Source organism: Sphingomonas sp. Leaf343, from assembly GCF_001423765.1.
Lineage (GTDB): Bacteria > Pseudomonadota > Alphaproteobacteria > Sphingomonadales > Sphingomonadaceae > Sphingomonas.
This window is the reverse complement of record NZ_LMPG01000011.1, coordinates 290,132-307,618: the sequence shown is the minus strand read 5'-3', so window position 1 is coordinate 307,618 and position 17,487 is coordinate 290,132. Positions and strand designations below refer to the sequence as shown.

18 protein-coding genes are annotated in these 17,487 nt (G+C 70.3%); 3 read left to right on the top strand and 15 right to left on the bottom strand.

The window, feature by feature from the left end; translation table 11 throughout:
* Positions 1 to 63: 63 nt before the first annotated feature.
* Together ASG07_RS09160 and ASG07_RS09155 are read left to right on the top strand one after the other, a co-directional pair.
* On the top strand, positions 64 to 645 hold the full coding sequence (locus ASG07_RS09160; protein WP_055844756.1) for a TIGR00730 family Rossman fold protein: 582 nt from the start codon (positions 64 to 66) through the stop codon (positions 643 to 645).
* Positions 642 to 1,589, top strand: a complete 948-nt coding sequence (locus ASG07_RS09155) for a phytoene/squalene synthase family protein (protein ID WP_055844753.1) — start codon at positions 642 to 644, stop codon at positions 1,587 to 1,589. The genes ASG07_RS09160 and ASG07_RS09155 overlap by 4 nt, the downstream gene beginning before the upstream one ends.
* A 41-nt stretch (positions 1,590 to 1,630) precedes the next feature.
* Here the strand turns inward: ASG07_RS09155 and ASG07_RS09150 are convergent, their stop codons facing one another.
* From ASG07_RS09150 to argH, 6 genes are all read right to left on the bottom strand, one after another.
* Positions 1,631 to 2,584 carry a zinc transporter ZntB gene (locus tag ASG07_RS09150; RefSeq protein WP_055844750.1) on the bottom strand — a complete coding sequence of 318 codons (954 nt, stop codon included), beginning with the start codon at positions 2,582 to 2,584 and terminating at the stop codon, positions 1,631 to 1,633.
* Positions 2,581 to 3,336, bottom strand: a complete 756-nt coding sequence (locus ASG07_RS09145) for a precorrin-2 dehydrogenase/sirohydrochlorin ferrochelatase family protein (RefSeq protein WP_055844747.1) — start codon at positions 3,334 to 3,336, stop codon at positions 2,581 to 2,583. The genes ASG07_RS09150 and ASG07_RS09145 overlap by 4 nt, the downstream gene beginning before the upstream one ends.
* A gap of 186 nt (positions 3,337 to 3,522) precedes the next feature.
* Positions 3,523 to 5,004, bottom strand: coding sequence for a CehA/McbA family metallohydrolase (locus ASG07_RS09140; protein WP_168377327.1), 1,482 nt, complete (start codon positions 5,002 to 5,004; stop codon positions 3,523 to 3,525).
* A 233-nt stretch (positions 5,005 to 5,237) separates the two neighbouring features.
* On the bottom strand, positions 5,238 to 6,500 hold the full coding sequence (lysA, locus tag ASG07_RS09135) for a diaminopimelate decarboxylase (RefSeq protein WP_055844741.1): 1,263 nt from the start codon (positions 6,498 to 6,500) through the stop codon (positions 5,238 to 5,240).
* Positions 6,501 to 6,549: 49 nt separating this feature from the next.
* A complete protein-coding gene (locus ASG07_RS09130) occupies positions 6,550 to 6,783 on the bottom strand; it encodes a hypothetical protein (RefSeq protein ID WP_055844738.1) in 234 nt (77 codons plus the stop codon).
* On the bottom strand, positions 6,780 to 8,144 hold the full coding sequence (gene argH / locus ASG07_RS09125; RefSeq protein WP_055844734.1) for an argininosuccinate lyase: 1,365 nt from the start codon (positions 8,142 to 8,144) through the stop codon (positions 6,780 to 6,782). The genes ASG07_RS09130 and argH overlap by 4 nt, the downstream gene beginning before the upstream one ends.
* Before the next feature lie 115 nt (positions 8,145 to 8,259).
* Here argH and ASG07_RS09120 point away from each other — a divergent pair, with 115 nt between their 5' ends.
* Positions 8,260 to 8,784 carry a TlpA family protein disulfide reductase gene (locus tag ASG07_RS09120; protein WP_236694618.1) on the top strand — a complete coding sequence of 175 codons (525 nt, stop codon included), beginning with the start codon at positions 8,260 to 8,262 and terminating at the stop codon, positions 8,782 to 8,784.
* Between the two features lie 128 nt (positions 8,785 to 8,912).
* Here the strand turns inward: ASG07_RS09120 and ASG07_RS09115 are convergent, their stop codons facing one another.
* The 9 genes from ASG07_RS09115 to ASG07_RS09075 form a co-directional block, all read right to left on the bottom strand.
* Positions 8,913 to 10,463 carry a sensor histidine kinase gene (locus ASG07_RS09115; protein WP_055844731.1) on the bottom strand — a complete coding sequence of 517 codons (1,551 nt, stop codon included), beginning with the start codon at positions 10,461 to 10,463 and terminating at the stop codon, positions 8,913 to 8,915.
* A gap of 10 nt (positions 10,464 to 10,473) precedes the next feature.
* Entirely contained in the window at positions 10,474 to 11,178 is a 705-nt protein-coding gene (locus ASG07_RS09110) for a response regulator transcription factor (protein WP_055845078.1), read from the bottom strand.
* A gap of 11 nt (positions 11,179 to 11,189) precedes the next feature.
* Entirely contained in the window at positions 11,190 to 12,737 is a 1,548-nt protein-coding gene (locus ASG07_RS09105; RefSeq protein WP_055844728.1) for a DUF4153 domain-containing protein, read from the bottom strand.
* 171 nt (positions 12,738 to 12,908) lie between these two features.
* Positions 12,909 to 13,505: a peptidylprolyl isomerase gene (locus ASG07_RS09100; RefSeq protein WP_055844726.1), complete on the bottom strand. Its 597-nt coding sequence runs from the start codon at positions 13,503 to 13,505 to the stop codon at positions 12,909 to 12,911.
* Positions 13,506 to 13,631: 126 nt separating this feature from the next.
* Entirely contained in the window at positions 13,632 to 15,056 is a 1,425-nt protein-coding gene (locus ASG07_RS09095; RefSeq protein WP_055845075.1) for an ammonium transporter, read from the bottom strand.
* An 11-nt stretch (positions 15,057 to 15,067) separates the two neighbouring features.
* Positions 15,068 to 15,406, bottom strand: a complete 339-nt coding sequence (locus ASG07_RS09090) for a P-II family nitrogen regulator (protein WP_055844722.1) — start codon at positions 15,404 to 15,406, stop codon at positions 15,068 to 15,070.
* A gap of 148 nt (positions 15,407 to 15,554) precedes the next feature.
* Complete coding sequence (locus ASG07_RS09085; protein WP_055844719.1) at positions 15,555 to 15,752, bottom strand: putative signal transducing protein; 198 nt, start codon at positions 15,750 to 15,752, stop codon at positions 15,555 to 15,557.
* A 6-nt stretch (positions 15,753 to 15,758) separates the two neighbouring features.
* On the bottom strand, positions 15,759 to 17,087 hold the full coding sequence (locus ASG07_RS09080) for an MFS transporter (RefSeq protein ID WP_055844716.1): 1,329 nt from the start codon (positions 17,085 to 17,087) through the stop codon (positions 15,759 to 15,761).
* Entirely contained in the window at positions 17,072 to 17,455 is a 384-nt protein-coding gene (locus ASG07_RS09075) for an antibiotic biosynthesis monooxygenase family protein (RefSeq protein ID WP_443024602.1), read from the bottom strand. The genes ASG07_RS09080 and ASG07_RS09075 overlap by 16 nt, the downstream gene beginning before the upstream one ends.
* Positions 17,456 to 17,487: the final 32 nt, after the last annotated feature.

Sequence of the window (17,487 nt, the reverse complement as noted above, 5' to 3'; positions counted from 1 at the left end):
CAACCCACATCCCCGACCACCCCACCCTTGCCGCTCCCGTCCTCATCCCCTAACCCGCGCAGCATGAAGCGCCTCGCCATCTACTGCGGCTCCGCGACGCCGGCCGATCCCGTGTTCATCGATTCCGCGCGGGAGGTCGGGCGGACGCTGGCCGAGCGGCGAATCGGAATCGTCTACGGCGGCGGGCGGCTGGGGTTGATGGGGGCAATCGCCGATGCGGCGCTTGCGGCGGGCGGCGAGGTCATCGGCGTCATCCCGCAGGCGCTGGTCCATGCGGAGGTGGCGCACCGTGGGCTGACCGAACTGCACGTGGTCACCGGCATGCATCAGAGGAAGGCGCTGTTCACCGAATTGTCGGACGGCTTCGTCACGATTCCGGGCGGCACCGGCACGATGGACGAATTGTGGGAGGCGCTGAGCTGGGCGCAGCTCGGCTATCACGCCGACCCGGTGGGGTTGCTCAACACCGCCAATTACTACGAGCATCTGATCGCATTCTGGGGGACGATGGCGCAGACCGGCTTCCTGCGGCCGCAGCACCGCGACCTGCTGATCGTCGCGGATACGCTGGACGTTCTGCTGGAGCGGATGGCGAAGCACGTGCCGACGCAGCCGATCGTGCGGATGTCGGTCGGGGATCTTTGACCGCTTCGCTGCCCACGCGCGACGCGATCGTCGCGACCGCGCATGAATCGATCGCGCGCGGATCGAAGAGCTTCGCCGCCGCATCCCTGCTGTTCGATCCGCAGACGCGGCAGCGGGCATGGCTGCTCTATGCGTGGTGCCGGCGCTGCGACGACATCGCCGACGGGCAGGATCACGGCCACGGCATGAGCCCTGTCGAGAACGCGCCGGCGCGGCTGGCGGAGCTGTCCGCGAAGACCGAGGCGGCGCTGGCCGGGCGGGTCGTCGGCGATCCGGCGTTCGACGCGTTGCGAATTGTGGCGGCGGAGACGCGGTTGCCGCCGGCGTTCGCCCGCGACCTGATCGCCGGCTTCGCGCTGGATGCGGAAGAATGGCGGCCGGCGACGGAGGACGACCTGTACCGCTATTGCTACCACGTCGCCGGCGTCGTCGGCTGCATGATGGCGGTCGTCATGGGGGTGCCGCCGGAGGACGAAGCCACGCTGGACCGCGCCTGCGATCTGGGCATGGCGTTCCAGCTGGCGAACATCGCCCGCGACGTGCGCGAGGATGCGGAGGCGGGGCGCTGCTACCTGCCCGCCGCATGGCTCGCCGAAGTCGGCCTGACCGAGGCGACGTTGCTGGAGCCGGGCAACCGCGCGGCGTTGGCGCGGCTCGGCGCACGGCTGGCGGAGAAGGCGGCGGCGTTCGAGGCGAGCGCGCGGGGTGGCACGCCGGCGCTGTCGTTCCGGTCGGCCTGGGCCGTGCTGGCGGCGGCAGCGATCTATGGTGCGATCGGGCGCGAGGTCGCGGCGCGGGGCGAGAGGGCGTGGGACCGGCGGGTCAGCACCTCGGGCACGCAGAAGCTGGGATTTATCGCGCGGGCGGGGCGCGAGGCGGCTCGGCGGCAAGATTTGTACGCGGATGTGGTGCGGCCGGCGGGATTGTGGCGGCGGCCGAATTGAGCCCGACACTCCCTCCCCCTTCGAGGAGGGGATTTCAGGGGTCACCCCGAAAACCAGTGCTTGCGCAGGAACCAGCCGATCACCCCCACCGAAATCGCGAGGCACATGCCCGCGACCATGTCGAACGCCCATGGCTCCTTCGCGAACGGCAGCCCCTCGACGTTCATGCCGTACAGGCCAGTCAGGAAGGTCAGCGGCAGGAACACCATCGCCACGATCGAGATGACGAGCGAGCGGCTGTCGATCTGCTCCGCGCGCAGGTCGGACAGCGTCTCGTGCATCAGCGCGGAGCGTTCGCGGATCGACTCCAGTTCCTCGGCCATGCGCGCCGCGCGGTCGGCAGCGGCGGCGATGTGGAGGCGGTCGTCGTCGCCCAGCCAGTCGCCGGGCAACGCCGCCAGCTTCTCCAGCGCCGCCCGCTGCGGACTGAGGAAGCGGCGATAGGTGATCGCCGCGACCCGCACCTTGCTGACGGTGCGACGCAGGTCGAAGACGCGGTTGGGGTCCAGCCGCTCCTCGCAATCGTCCAGCTGGTCGCCGAGATCGGCGACATCGGGGTCGAGATCGTTGGTGATCGCCGCGGCGAACGCGGTGATGAGGTCGCCGGGATCGCGGATCTCGCCCTTCGCTACCTCTTCCTTGACCACGCCGACCGCGATCATCGGCTTGCGCGTGACCGAATAGCAGCGGCCCTTCACGGCCCAGATGCGGACCGACGCCAGCAGATCCGAACTGTCGAGCGGATCGTGCGACCGGCCGCGCAGGTTCAGGAACGCGCCGTGGCCGATCGCCTCGCACCGGGGGCGCGTCTCCGTCGCGGTCAGCGCGTCGACGATATAGTCGTCGAGCCGAGCGGTATCGTGCAGCCATGCGATCGTCTCGTCATCGATCTGCGGCAGGTGCACCCAAACCAGCTGGCAATGCTCCGCCATCGCGCGGTCGAGGTCGATCGCCTCCGCCTGCCCATCGACGATCCGGTAGCAATACGCCCTCATTGCATGTCCAGCCGGATCGACAGGCCGGGTTCGTCGATGGGTTCGGCCATGATGCGGGCGGCGTCCGCGCGGGCGCGGTCGAGGATCGCGCGCGGCACGTCGGCGGCGTGGAAAACGCGGTCGGCGGAAGCGAGCAGCCTCGCCTGACGCAAGGTCAGGTCGTCGGGGTCGGACGAGGTCAGCGCGATGCGGATCAGCGTCGCCGGTGGCGGTGCCACGGGGTCGGCGAGCCATGCGGCGACGTCCCGCTCCTCCAGTGGATCGAGCGGGCCGGCGGGGGCGAGCGCAGCGGCGATGGCGCGCCGCCGCTCGCCGCCGTCGGGGAAGCGCGCGCGCAGCGTCGCGCGGCCGGCGTGCAGCCCCCTCGCCAGCGTGCCGAGCGACGCGGGGAGCAGCGTCTCCAGCCGCTGACGCAACGCCGCGGCGAGGCCGGCGGAGACGCCGCCCGTCCCGATCGCGACCAGCACCGGATCGCGGTCGACGATCGCCGGCAGCGTGAAGTCGCAGTGATCGGGGCGATCGACGGCATTGACGAGGATGCCACGCGCTTTCAGCCGGGCGACGGCGGCCAGCGCCTCCTCCTCGTCATCGAGCGCGACGATCGCAAGCGCGGCCGGCGCATCCTCGCCGACGACGGTCGCACCGGCTCGGTCGAGCAGGCGGCGCTTGGCGTCGGCGGCCTCGCCCTCGCCCAGCAGGATCACGGGACGACCGGCGAGGCGGACGAAGAGCGGAAGGCTGTGGAGGGTCATCGGCAGTGGCGGCTCATCCGATGTGTTTCCCGTATCGTCAACGTCGTTTGCGGCATCGCACCCGCCGCCCGTTCGGTTGTGGCGAACCGGGGATGCCGGGACAAGCCCGCCGTAATGCCGGAACCGCGACGATCGCGAGGCGTCAGCTACCGGCCGCGACGATAGTGTCGCGCGGGCTGCGGTCGATCAGCCGGCGCATTCGTCGCCACGCGACCGGTCCGCGTCCGGATCGGCACCGCGATCCAGATAGACCGGATTGCCGACCAGGATCGTCGCGCCTGCGGCATCGACGATATCGGCGCGGACCCACAGCGCCTGCCTCACGTCGGCGACGCGGAACGGCACGATCGCATCGTCGCCGGCCACGGGAGGCAGGGCGATCCGCCGGTCCGAGCCGCCGATGCGCAGGACGGGGTGGGCGCCCGCCACGCCGCGGACGTGGACCGTGCCGCGGACGTCGCGCGCCGCGCCGATCGCCAGCACCTCTCCCATCGCGGCGCGCCGGCCGCGCGCGGTCAGCGTCAGGTCGAGCAGCCGGTCGCGCCGCCCGGCGATGTCGACGAACACCCGGCCGCGCTTCAACCCGGCGACAAGGGCATCGCCCGCCCGCGCGCAGGCGTGGACGATCGTCGCGGGGATGCCGACCGGAGACTGCCGGCCGATCGACGAGGGCTGGGGCTGGCGGCCCTGCACCGCGTCGTGATTGTCGCTGCCCCCGACCCCGGTCAGCCGATAGCCACGATCGAGCAGCCGTTCCCAGACGCGCAGATGAGCGCCCTTCGCGCGGTAGGGATCGCCGCGGAAATCGTCGATCGTGTCGCCGTTGGCGACCTCCACGCCGTCGATCAGGCTATAGTCGGTGTCGCTGGCGACCCAGCCGCAGCCCAGGCAGTCCTCGCCGGTCGGGGTCGCGGGATGATTGATGCTGAGGAAGCCGCCGGTCGCGTGTGCGGCCTTCAGGATCGGATTGATCGAAACGCCCGCCTCGCCCGCCCGCGACAGGTCGAGCACCGCGGTCGTGCCGATCAGGTTGGCATGGCCGAACCGCGTCGTGATCTCGCGCCCCGGCAGCAGGACCAGCGTGTCGAAATATTCCTGCGCGACCGCCAGTTCGGCGAAGTGCGACGTGACGTTGTGATCCGTCACCGCCAGGAAATCGAGGCCGGCGTCGGTTCCCGCCTGTGTCGTCAGGAACAGGGGACAGGGGATGTTGCGCCCGGACAGGCTGCGGCACCGCGCATCGCTGTGGCCGGTATGGCTGTGCAGGTCGCCGCGATACCAGCCCGGCCCGCCCGCGACCGGGGCGTTCGGGAATGCTCCGACCGGCCGGTCGCCGCGCCGCGTGAAGTGGATGTCGGCGTGATAGGTCGCGCGGTCGGCGGCGCGGATGCTCGCCACCGTCATCGTCAGGTGCCAGCGTCCCGCCGGGATCGGGCCGGCCAGGAACGAGGGGGTCGCGAAGCCCTCGTCGATGACGAACGCCTTCTTGACGCCGCCGCCCCAGCCACGACTGCGCTGCGGATCGGCGATACCCAGCGTAACCTGCGCACCCTTCGGTCCATTCAGCGTGAACGTCACCCGGATCTGCGTCACGTCCGCCGGAACGTCGAAGGCCAGATCGCGAACGCTGCCACGATCGTCCGCGCCGATCGCGCCATCGATCCGCACGTCCGGCGCGATCGCAGCGGGTGCAGGCGGCGGCACGGGCAGGGCCAGCAACGCCAGAACGGGGGCGAGAATGTGCAGATACCACCTGTCGGCTTCGAGAACGCGCGGCCGGTGGCCGCGGGCCCTCGCCCGCTGCGACGCGCTCCACGCTCAGGCCGGGCGGTTAGGCAATCCGGATGACAGGGGCATGACAGGTGGAACCCCGTTGCGCCGATTGACCGATCCCGCCGGCGTCAACCCGCCAGCCAGTCCGGCACGCGCTCCGCCGCGATCAGCGCCTCCGCAGCGACCCGGTCCGCAACGACGGCGTAGCGGTCGCCATCGACCAGCACTTCGGGCACCAGCGGGCGGCTGTTGTAGGTCGACGCCATCGTCGCGCCATAGGCCCCCGCCGTCCGCAACACCGCAAGGTCGCCCGACGCGACCGCATCGATATCGCGGCCCATCGCGAAGGTGTCCCCGCTCTCGCACACCGGGCCGGCGATATTCGCAGTCATCCGCTCGCCGGTCGGCCTGACCGCGACGAAATCATGATAGGCATCATATAGGGCGACGCGGGCAAGGTCGTTCATCGCGGCATCGACGATGACATAGGGGTGGACGACGCCCGGCTTCACCCAGATGACCTCGGTCGCCAGTACTCCCGCATTGCCGGCGATGACGCGGCCGGGTTCGAACATCAGCTCCACGTCCCAGCCGGCGGTGACGCGCGCGACCATCCCGCCGTAATCGGCGGGCGATGGCGGCATGTCGCCGCTCTTGTACGGCACGCCCAGACCGCCGCCGAGGTCGACATGCGTGACGGTGTGGCCGCGTCCGCGCAACTCCGCGACGAGATCGCCGACGCGTGCATAGGCGGCCTCCAGCGGCGCGAGGTCGAACAGCTGGCTGCCGATATGGATCGCGATACCGCGCAGGTTCAGGCCCGGCTGACCCGACAGGCGCGCGTACATGCCCGCCGCCTGATCGATCGGCACGCCGAACTTGTTCTCCTTCATGCCGGTCGAGATCTTGGCGTGCGTGCCGGCGTCGACATCGGGATTCACGCGCAGCGTCGCGGGCGCGACCAGCCCGCGTTCGGCGGCGAGCGCGGCGAGGACGACGCCCTCCTCCTCCAGCTCCAGATTGAACTGGCCGATGCCCGCATCCAGCGCGGCGGCGAGTTCGGCGCGGGTCTTGCCGACGCCCGAGAAGACAATGTCGGCCGGCGGCATGCCGGCGGCCAGCGCCCGCTTCATCTCTCCGACCGAGACGACGTCCGCGCCGTAGCCTTCGTCGGCGAGGACGCGGAGGACGGCGAGGTTGGGATTGGCCTTGATGGCGTAGGCGAGGTGCTTGCGCGGCACGTCCTTCAGCCCGTCGCGGAACACGCGCGCGTGGCGGCGCAGCGTTGCGGCGGAGTAGATGTAGACGGGCGTGCCGACCGCCTCGGCGATCGCGGGTACGGACACGTCCTCGACGTGGAGGACACCGTCCCGGTAGGCGAAATGATCCATGCGGTTCCTAAGCTCGAAAGCCCTTCCCCTTCAGGGGAAGGGTGGAAGATCATTGCGGCGGCAGGTTGAAATCGTCGGAGCGGCGCTCTTCCGAACGGCGCAGCAGTTCGTCGTTGCGAAGCGGACGCTGCTGCGTCGTCGGGGTCAGCAACTGCGCCGGCGTCGGCGTCGCCCGCGCGCCGACCGGGGCGACGGGCAGCTTGCCGCCCGGTGGCGGCTGCAACCCGTCCGCGGCGCCACAACCCGCGAGCAGCAGCGCCGCGAGAAGAACCGGACGCGTCATGCTTCCCCCCTGGCGACGACGATCGCCGCACGGACATTGGCGGGCGCGGTGCCGCCGAAACTGGTGCGGCTGGCGACCGAAGCATCGACCGACAGCACGTCGAACACGCGCGCATCGATCCGCGCATCGATCGCCTGCAGATCGTCCAGCGGCACTGCATCGAGCGTTACGCCCAGCGCCTCCGCCCGCGCCACCGCACGCCCGGTGATGTGGTGCGCCTCGCGGAACGGCACCCCCGCCTCGCGTACCAGCCAGTCGGCGAGGTCGGTGGCGGTGGCGTATCCCGATTCGGCCAGCCCGCGCATCCGGTCGGTCCGGAATGTCGCGCTCTCGACCATGCCGGTCATCGCCGCGATGCTGAGGCCGAGCAGGTCGTGCGCCTCGAACACCGGCGGTTTATCGTCCTGCATGTCCTTGGAATAGGCGAGCGGCAGGCCCTTCATCGTCATCATCAACGACATCAGGCAACCGGTGATCCGCCCCGAATGCCCGCGCACCAGTTCGGCCGCATCGGGATTGCGCTTCTGCGGCATGATCGAGCTGCCGGTGGACCATTGGTCGCTGAGCGCGACGAAGCCGAACGGCTGCGATGCCCACAGCACGAATTCCTCGGCAAGGCGCGACAGGTGGAGCGAGCATTGCGCGGCGGCGGCGAGGTAATCCAGCGCGAAGTCGCGGTCGCTGACCGAGTCGAGCGAGTTGCGCGTCGGCCCGTCGAAGCCCAGCGCCGCGGCGGTCGCGTGCCGGTCGATCGGAAAGCCGGTCCCCGCCAGCGCCGCCGACCCGAGCGGACACAGGTTCATCCGCGCGCGCGCATCGACGAAGCGCGACACGTCGCGCGCGATCATCTCGTGATAGGCCATCAGGTGATGGCCGAGCGTCACTGGCTGCGCCGATTGCAGATGCGTGAAGCCGGGCATCACCGCACCGGCATGGTCCTCCGCCCGCGCCAGCAGCGCCGCCTGAAACGCCCGCAGCGCATCCAGCACCTGATCGATCGCGTCGCGCACCCACAGGCGGAAATCGGTCGCGACCTGATCGTTGCGCGACCGCGCGGTGTGGAGCCGGCCGGCGACGGGGCCGATCGCCGCCGCCAGCCGCGCCTCCGTCAACATGTGGATATCCTCCAGCGACAGGTCGTCGGGCACGCCGTCCCGCTCGTAACCGGCGGCGACCTCCTCCAGGCCGGCGGCGATCGCCTCCGCGTCGGCGGGCTGGACGATACCCTGTTTCCCGAGCATGGCGACATGCGCGCGGCTGCCCGCCACATCCTGACGCCACATCCGCTGGTCGAAGGGAAGCGAGGCGTTGATCTCGCGCATCACCGCGGACGGCCCTTCGGCGAAGCGGCCGCCCCACATGCTGTTGGAGGTACTCATGCGCTCGATCGGTCTCGTTCTCGCCGCCGGGCTGGCGGTCGCCGGTTGCGATAGGGCCTCGACCCCCGCCGGGCAAGAACAGGTGGGCCAAGAACAGATGGCCCAAGAACAGATGGCCAATGCCGTGTCGCCCGATGAAGCCGCGCCGTCCGGCGCGACCGCGGCGAAGCCCGCCGGCACGATCGACCGCAGCCGGAGGGGGGAGGCCGCGCCGACGCTGGCGTTCGTCGACCCGGCGGGCAAGCCGGTGACGCTGGCGGATTATCGCGGCACGCCGGTGCTGCTGAACCTGTGGGCGACGTGGTGCGGGCCGTGCGTGAAGGAACTGCCGACGCTCGACGCGCTGGCGGTGCGCGAAGGCGGCAAGCTGCGGGTCGTGACGCTGAGCCAGGACATGGATCCGGCCAAGGCGACCGCGTTTCTGGCCGAACGCAAGTTCAAGGCGTTGAAGTCCTGGACCGACCCGAAGATGGCGTGGGTGCCCGCGGTGGCGAGCAACCTGCCGACCAGCATCCTGTTCGACGCGCAGGGCAAGGAAGTGTGGCGCACGATCGGCGACCTCGACTGGACCGGCGAGGCGGCGACGAAGGCGGTGGGGGAGGCGGAGACGGAGACGGGGTGATCTCTCGATCGTCATTGCGAGGAACGAAGCGGCGCGGCAATCCAGAACCGCAAGCACCGGACTGGATTGCTTCGCCCCGCTCGCAATGACGGGTCACTCCACCGACGGCTTCGCCACAAACGCCACCCTCATCGCAATCGCACCAGAAACACCGCCCCCGCCCCCTGTTCCAGCACCAGCGATCCGCCATGCGCGTCGAGCAGCGACGCCGCGATCGGCAGCCCCAGTCCGGTTCCCCCCGTCGTCCGCCGCGTCGTGAAGAACGGCTCGAACACCCGTCCACGATCCGCCATCGGAATGCCCGGTCCGGTGTCCGACACGCGAACCGCCACCCCCGCCCCCTCGCGCGCCGCGACGATCGTCGCGGACGCCGCCCCCGCCTGACGACTGTTCGCGAGCAGGCCCGCCAGCACCGCCTCCAGCGTCGCCGCATCGATCCGCGCGGACAGCCCGGCGGGCACCGCGACCTCGATCGCGAACCCCGCGCCACGCTCGGCATCCGCCACCCGGTGCGCCACGGCGGCGACATCGGCCTGTCCGTCGCCGCCCGTACCCATATCGGCCCGCGCGAGATCGAGCAGCCGCGTCACCAGCAACGCCAGCCGGTCCGCATCCGCATCCGCATTGGCAAGGAACCGGTGGCGCTCGTCGGGCGACATCGTGTCGCCATGCTCCGCCAGCAGTTCCAGCGCGCCGCGGATGCCGGCCAGCGGCGTCTTGAATTCATGGCTGACCGCATGGGCGAAGTCGCGCAGGTAGCGGGAGCGGCGCTCGATCGCGTCGGCCATGATCGCGAAATCGGCATAGAGACCCTGGATTTCGATCGCGGCGGTGGCGGGCGCGGGGGGCACTTCGCCCCGGCCGCTGGCGACCGCGCGGGTGGCCGCGCCCAGCGCCTCGATCGGGCGGGCGATGCCGCGCGACAGCAGGCCGCTGAGCAACACCAACGTCCCGAAGATCAGCACGATGCCGAGCGCGATCTTGCCGCGATCCTCGTACAACCCCTTGAACAGCGCACGCGCCGAGCGGGACAGCAGCAGGACGCCGACGACGCGACCGTTCACGACGATCGGTCGTGCATGATGCACCCTGATCGCGGCGGCGCGCGACAGCCACTCGAACCGGTACACCGCACGGTACGCACCGTTGCGGCGCAGGACGGTGGCGGATCGGCCGTGCAGCGCGGCGGCGACCTCCGGCAGGGCGGCGTAGCTGCCGTCCGGGCCGATGCCGGCGCGATCGAGCAGCGTGATGGCGGCCAGCGTCTCCGCTCTGGTCGCGGTCGCCACCGGGGCGAGCCGGCGCGCCGCGGCGACCGCATCCGCCGCCATGCCCGCGCCCGCGGCGGCGGCGGCGGCGGCGGCGGCGGCCGGGCGTTCGGGCAGGATCGGCGTCGTGCTGAGATCGATGCCGCTGTCCGGCGCGTCATGGCCATCGGGGCCGGAGAGGCCGGCGACGACACGACCCGGCGGCGCGGCGGGCCAGAGCAAGGCGGCGGTGGCGGCGAGCACGGCCCCCTGCGCGACCAGTTCCGCCTCGGTCTGCCGGACCAGCGTGTTCTCATAGACGCGCAACCCGACCGCGCCGACGCCGGGCAGCGCCGCGACCACGAACAGCGTCGCGAACAGGATCGTGCGCAGCCGCAGCCTGGGCCAATGGCGCTTCGCCCAGCTCTTCAAAACGCTGCCTTCAACCTCGCTGCCCGCGACACGGCCCGAGGGCGTAGCCGATGCCGGCGCGCGTCTCGATCAGGTCGGTGCCGCCGGCCGCCGCGAACTTCGCGCGCAGGTTGCGGATATGGCTGTCGATCGTGCGATCCGTCACGGCGAAACCCGGCCCGTGCAGGCGGTCGATGATCGCATCGCGGCCGAACACCTTTGCCGGCATCGCCGCCAGCAGGCGCAGGATCGAGAATTCGGTGACCGTCAGCGCCACCTCCGCCCCCGCCCAGCTTGCGCGCCATCCCTCCATGTCGAGCCGCAGCAGCCCCTGCGCGATCGTCGCGGCGGCGGGTCGGGGCGGCGTGGGGGCGGCGGCGCGGCGCAGGATCGCCATGACGCGGGCGACGACTTCGCGTGGGGAGAACGGCTTCACGACATAATCGTCCGCGCCGAGTTCGATGCCGATCACGCGGTCGATCTCGTCGTCGCGGCTCGACAGGAACAGGATCGGCACCTGGCTGTCGGCACGGACGCGGCGGCACACCTCCAGCCCGTCCATGCGCGGCATGTTGATGTCCAGCACGATCAGGTCCGGCGACTGCGCCGCGACCAGCGCCAGCGCCGCCTCCCCGTCGGCGGCCTCGACCGTGCCGAGTCCGGCCTTGCCCAGCGCGAAGACCAGCAGCTGGCGGATATGCGGATCGTCGTCGACGACAAGGATGGTGCGCGGCATCGGGCACAGGATCATCGTTGCGGCGCTCCCGTCAATGGCGTCCGCGTCAAAGGATCGGGAGCCTTGATCGCACCGTTGCACTCGCGCCCCTCCGGCGCGGGGCGAAGGCGGGCCGGGCCGGCGATCGCCTCGACCTGCGCCCACCGGCGCGCGTTCCTCCACGTCCAGCCGCGCCACGTCGACAGCCGGATCGCAAGATCCTGTCGCGCCTCGCCCCGGATGAAGGCGAGCCGGTCACGGATCACCGGATCGGACGCATGACGCTCCAGCCGCGCGACGGAGACGATCGCGGACGCGCCGAGTTCGTGCAGGTAGCACAGGTCGATCGGCGGGCCGCCGCGTCCCTGCGTCATCGCGACGCGGACGTTCCACGCCGCCGCCGCCGCGCCGAGATCGACGACGCCGCACAGCGCCAGCACGAGCGCCGCCGCCAGCGCATTGGCGTTGACCAGCCACGCCGTCGAGCGGCCCCGCACCAGCCGCCAGCCGATCAGCACCAGCCCCGTCGCCACCAGCGCCATCCACGCCAGCGCCGCGAGCCGCAGCGTCGTCATCCCGAACCCGTCGACATAATCCAGCGTGCGCAGCGCACTGGACGCAACCAGCAGGACATTCTGCGCGATCCACGCCGTCACCAGCCGGCGCACGACGACGCTCGCCGCCCCGGTGCCGCCGGGCCGGAGCGCGACGACCACGAACGCGCCCGCCAGTAGCGCGGTAACGATCAGCGCATAGGCGCCCTGATGCGCGTATTCCGCCATCGTCACGCGCGACGGCAGGACCGCGCCGCTCCACAGGAATGCGATGTCGAGTGCGTTCTGCACCGCGAAGATCGCGTTGAACACGACCAGCGACAGCGTCAGCGTCGCGACGCCCGGATCGATCGCGTCGAGGTCCCGCCCGGTCCCGGATCGCTCCCGCCGGGTCGTCGAGGCGGCGGGCCGCAGCATCGGCCACGCGCCCATCGCGATGACCAGCGCCAGAATCGTGCGCAGGATCACCGTGTCGAGGTTCGGCAGTGCGATGCTGGAAAAGGCGTCGGCGATCAGCGGGTTGGCATTGGCGAACAGCGTCAGGAATATCGCGCCCCCGATGATCGGCATCGCCAGCAGCGCGATCGCCCCGGAGAACCGCAGCCCCCCTTGCGAACGACGCGCGCGAATACGCGCGAGCTTGCCCAGGTCGTGCAGCGGCGCACCGAGTCCGCTGACGCCGTGCCACGCCAGCCGCCCCGCCCACGCCAGCGCATCGTCGAACCGTCGGCGCGGCAGCAGCGCCGCCAGCGACACCGCGACCGCGAACAGCACCAGTGCGAGCATGTTCGGATCGTCGACCAGCACCAGCGCGAACCCGCCCGCCACCGTCGCCGCGATCTCCGCCGCACGGTTCCGCCACACCGCAGGCCGGGTCAGGACCAGTGCGGCGAGCCACGCGAGCGCGAACCCGCCCAACGCCGATCCGATCAGCCCCTCCTCGAACACGATCGCCTCGCCCAGCGCGATCAGCGCCATGCCAGCGATCAGCTTCCGCCCGATGTCGCCCCGTCCAAACCCCGTCATGCCCGTGCGTCCCATCCTGTTTCAGGCTGACGGGATGCGCCCCTTCGGTCGAGCCGGGATGGTGCGAACGATGCGCTTGCTGCGCGAAGCCTGTGCAGATCGGGTGCAGGCCGGCGCGTTGCTGCCGCCGACAGAGCTTACGGCACCGGCAGCATCGGCTGGGACCAGGCGCTAGGGCACCCGCCGCACGGTCAGGATCCTGATCTCCGGCTTCAGCATCTCCCCCTTCATCGCGCCCGCCCCGGCATTCGGGTCGCGGGGGCCGGACCAGATGCGCTTGACCACGTCCATGCCCTCCACCACGCGACCGAACACCGCATAGCCGACATTGTCGCCCGGCGCGTAGGGATGCGCGTCCAGCCCGGTCATGTCGCCGATCGCGATCGTGAAGTCGGCGCGCGCCGTGCCCGGTGCCATGCGCCCCATCGAGATCGCGCCCTCAGTATGCGTCAGCCCGGTCTTCGTTGTCGGCTCGTGCGCGATCGGCGGATACAGCTTCTTCATGTCGTGCTGCCCCGCCTGGATCAGGCCCGGCCCCCACGCCAGCCGCATCGCGCGGAAGAAGGTGATGCCGTCCAGCCGCTTGGCATCGACGTAGCGCAGGAAATTGGCGGAGGTGACCGGCGCGGCGGCGCGGTTCACCTCGACGGTGATCGGTCCTTCGGTCGTGGTCATCACGACGCGGACGGGCGGCGGTCCTTCCGGCGCGGCGACCTGAGCAGCAACCGGGGCGGCGATCATCAGGGCGAGGAGGAATCGGATCAGCATGTTTCCGACGCTATCGGACCCGCCGGCCAAAAAATAGCCCGGTGCGTTTCCGCACCGGGCTTCAAGGATGTCCGCAGGAGGAACATCGTGGGGGACGGGGCTTCTTCAGGCCCCGCCCCGAACGGGTCAGTAGTTGTAGGCGCGCTCGCCATGCTCGTTGATGTCGAGGCCCTCGGTCTCGACTTCCTTGCTGGGACGCAGGCCCATCGTCGCCTTGATGCCGTAGAACAGCACCGCCGAGACGCCGCCGGACAGCACCAGCGTCAGCACGACCGCCTTGATCTGGGTCAGCACCTGGCCGGCCATGTCGTAGGTGCCGGCGACCGACGGGAAAACGGTGTAGTCGACCCAGCCCTGACCGCCGAGCGACGGCGCGGCGACGATGCCCGTGCCGATCGCGCCGATGATGCCGCCGACGCAGTGGATGCCGAACACGTCGAGTGTATCGTCATAGCCGAGCTTGTTCTTCACCGTGGTGACGAACCAGAAGCACACCGCCGATGCGACGAAACCGAGCAGGATCGACGTCATCGGCGCGGCGAAGCCCGCCGCCGGGGTGATCGCGACGAGACCCGCGACCGCACCCGACACGCCACCGAGCAGCGACGGCTTCTTGTGGACGATCTGTTCGATCACCGCCCAGGCGACCGCCGCCGCCGCGGTGGCGACGAAGGTGTTGATGAAGGCCAGCGCGGCGAGGCCGTTCGCCTCCAGATTGGACCCGGCGTTGAAGCCGAACCAGCCCACCCACAGCAGCGACGCACCGATCATCGTCATGGTCAGCGAGTGCGGCGGCATCGGCTCCTGCTTGTACCCGACGCGCTTGCCGATGATGAGGCAGCCGACGAGGCCGGCGATCCCTGCGTTGATGTGGACCACGGTGCCGCCCGCGAAGTCGAGCGCGCCCCAGCCGTACAGCAGGCCGGTGTCGGTCGGTGCGTCGGACAGGAAATCCGGGCCGGCCCAGTACCAGACCATGTGCGCCATCGGGAAATAGACGATGGTCAGCCACAGCACGACGAAGATCAGCAGCGGCGTGAACTTCACCCGTTCCGCGAACGCGCCGACGATCAGCGCGGGCGTGATGCACGCGAAGGTCATCTGGAACACGACGAACGCGTATTCGGGGATGTAGACGTTGTTGGAGAAGGTCGCGCCGTAGGTCGTCGCGCTGACCCCGGCGAGGAACGCCTTGCTGAGCCCGCCGACGAACGGCGACCCGCCCGTGAACGCCATGCTGTAGCCCCAGCTGACCCAGACGAGGGCGGCGACCGAGACGATCATGAAGACCTGCATCAGCACGCTGAGCATGTTCTTGGTGCGGACGAGGCCGCCATAGAACAGCGCAAGCGCCGGCACCGACATCAGCAGCACCAGCGCCGCCGAGATCAGCATCCACGTCGTGTCGCCCTTGTTGACCATCGTGGCCATCTGTTCGGGCGTCGGCGCCTTGATCGGCCCGGCAGCGGCGGCCTGCGCCCAGGCGGGCGCGGCGAGTGCGGTCGTCGTGGCGATCGCCCCGATCCCTGCGATCATGCGAGAAAGCGTCATCATTCCCCCCTTCAAAGCGCCGAGTCGTCGGTTTCGCCGGTGCGGATCCGCACCGCCTGTCCGACGTCGAGCACGAAGATCTTGCCGTCGCCGATCGCGCCGGTGTTCGCCGATTGCTGGATCGCCTCGACCACGCGGTCGGCGATCGATGCGGCGCAGACGACCTCGACCTTGATCTTGGGCACCATGTTGGTGCTGTATTCCGCGCCGCGATAGATTTCGGTCTGGCCCTTCTGGCGGCCGAAACCCTTGACCTCGGTGACCGTCATACCTGCGACGCCCAATGTCGTGAGTGCTTCGCGGACCTCGTCGAGCTTGAACGGCTTGATGACCGCTATGACCAGTTTCATCCCGCCCCCTTTGCTTGGCTATTGATGCAGGATGCTGCGATGCAACGGTCGTGCCAGACCGGAAAGGCCGGAATTCTTCGGAAAAGCGCCGGCTGGATGGACTGGTTAACGAAACTTTATCGGGCAGCGGGGTGGCTCTGCCCATTTTTCAGGCAGGGATGATCGCCCTCGCTTCGGCAAGATCATCCTCGTCGACCATCACCCGGACGGGGATCAGCAGATAACTGCCGTCGGCAATGCTCGCGCCGCCGTCGAAGGCGATCGCGTATATTCCTTCGGAATCGAGACGGCCGACGATGATGTGCGCCGCGTTGCGATCGTATCGGCCGAGTTCGACGAGTGCCATCGACGCTCAAGCGTTCGGAGCGGCCGATCGATCCCTCGCCACGCGCAGCCCGCCCCACGCATAGCCGAACACCAGCACCAGCGCGGCTGCGCCCACAAGATAGGGCAGCGGCTGCCACAGGCCGTAGAGGCCGATCCCGATCGAGGGCGCAAGGACGAAGCTGGCCCCGTTGACGCTCGTCACCTTGCCCGCGACCGATCCCTGCGCCGCCGGCCCGACCGCCAGCGAAGCGCCCGCCGTGAAGCCCGGCCGCGTAAAGCCGAAGCCCAGACTGGCGAGCGCATAGGCCAGCGCGATCCCGTAGAGCGACGTCGCCACGCCGGTCAGCGCGGTGCCGGCGATGCTCAGCGTCAGGCCGACCAGCACCAGCCGGCGCGGCGTCAGGTTGAGCAGCGGGATCAGCCCCCATTGCACCAGCAACGCCGCCCCCGCGCCCATCATCAGCACGATGCCCGTCGGCTCCAGCGCGGCGGAGGGCGCGACGTGGAGCCGGTCTATCACGACGAAGCCGATCACCTGACTGGCCATCGCCTGCGCATGCCCCATCACCAGCCCCGCGATCATCCATGCCCGGATACGCGGATCGCGATAGCCGACCTGTTCCGCATGCGGCTGCGTCGCCGCCGCCACCGTCGCCCCCGTTGGCGCGCCGCCGATTGACGGATAGGCGGAACTGGTGCCGCCGGCGTGCGCGCCCCCGCCCTGATCCGGCGGCCGGTCGTCGGGCAGCAGCCGCCACACCGTCACCCACACGCCCGCGCCGAACAGCGCGAACAGGAACGCCGGCCCCGCCAGCCCGATCTCGAACCCGCCGACATGGCCGAGCAGCAGATAGGGCGCGATCGCCGGCCCCAGGATCGTGCCCAGCCCGAACGCACTCGCCAGCAGCGTCAGGGCGCGCGTCCGCTCCGCCGGCGTGGTCGATCCGGCGACCTCCGCCTGCACCGCGGGCGGCGCGGCCACTCCGAGCGATCCGTAGAGCACGCGACCCAGCACGAAGAGCATGAACGCGGTCGTCCCGCCGACCACGCCGTTGATCCCCGCCGCGAGGAATAGCCCGCACAGCAGCAGTGAGACGGTGTACCCGCCCATGCCGAGCAGGATCATCGCCTTGCGCCCATAGGTGTCCGACCGCTTCGCCCAGAACGGCGCGGCGACCACCCACAACAAAGCCGAGATCGAAAACGCCGCCGCCACCATCGCGTCCGCCACGCCCAGCGATCGCCCGAGCGCCGGCAGCACGGATTGCAGCGCCGTGTTCCCCGCCGCGATCGTCAGCATCACGAGGAACATCAGCGCGAAATTACGATCGGGGGCGGTCACTCGCGCGCCCATTCGTAGGACCGCGTCACGCCGGCGACCGCCACCTCGTATCCGTCATACCAGTCGCCGCGACCCCGTTCGCGGATCGTCGCATGGTCCGGATGCGCGCGCCACGCGACCGCCGACGCCTCGTCCGCCCACCAGCTCACGGTGATCCCGAACCCGTCGGCCCCGCGCACGTTGTCGACGCCGCGATAGCCGGGCTGCACGGCCGCCAGCGCGTCCATCGTCTCGGCGGCGGCGGCATAGCCCGCCCCGTCGTCCGCGCGCCGCCGCGACAGGAAGATGACCGCCACCTGCCCGTTCCGCCCCTGATCCGCCCGCGTCCGCATCGTCACGCTGTAGGAGGCGTCCGGGGCCTCGCCAACCCTGTCGCCCAACGTCTTTCGATCACTCGATTAACCGCAGCGCG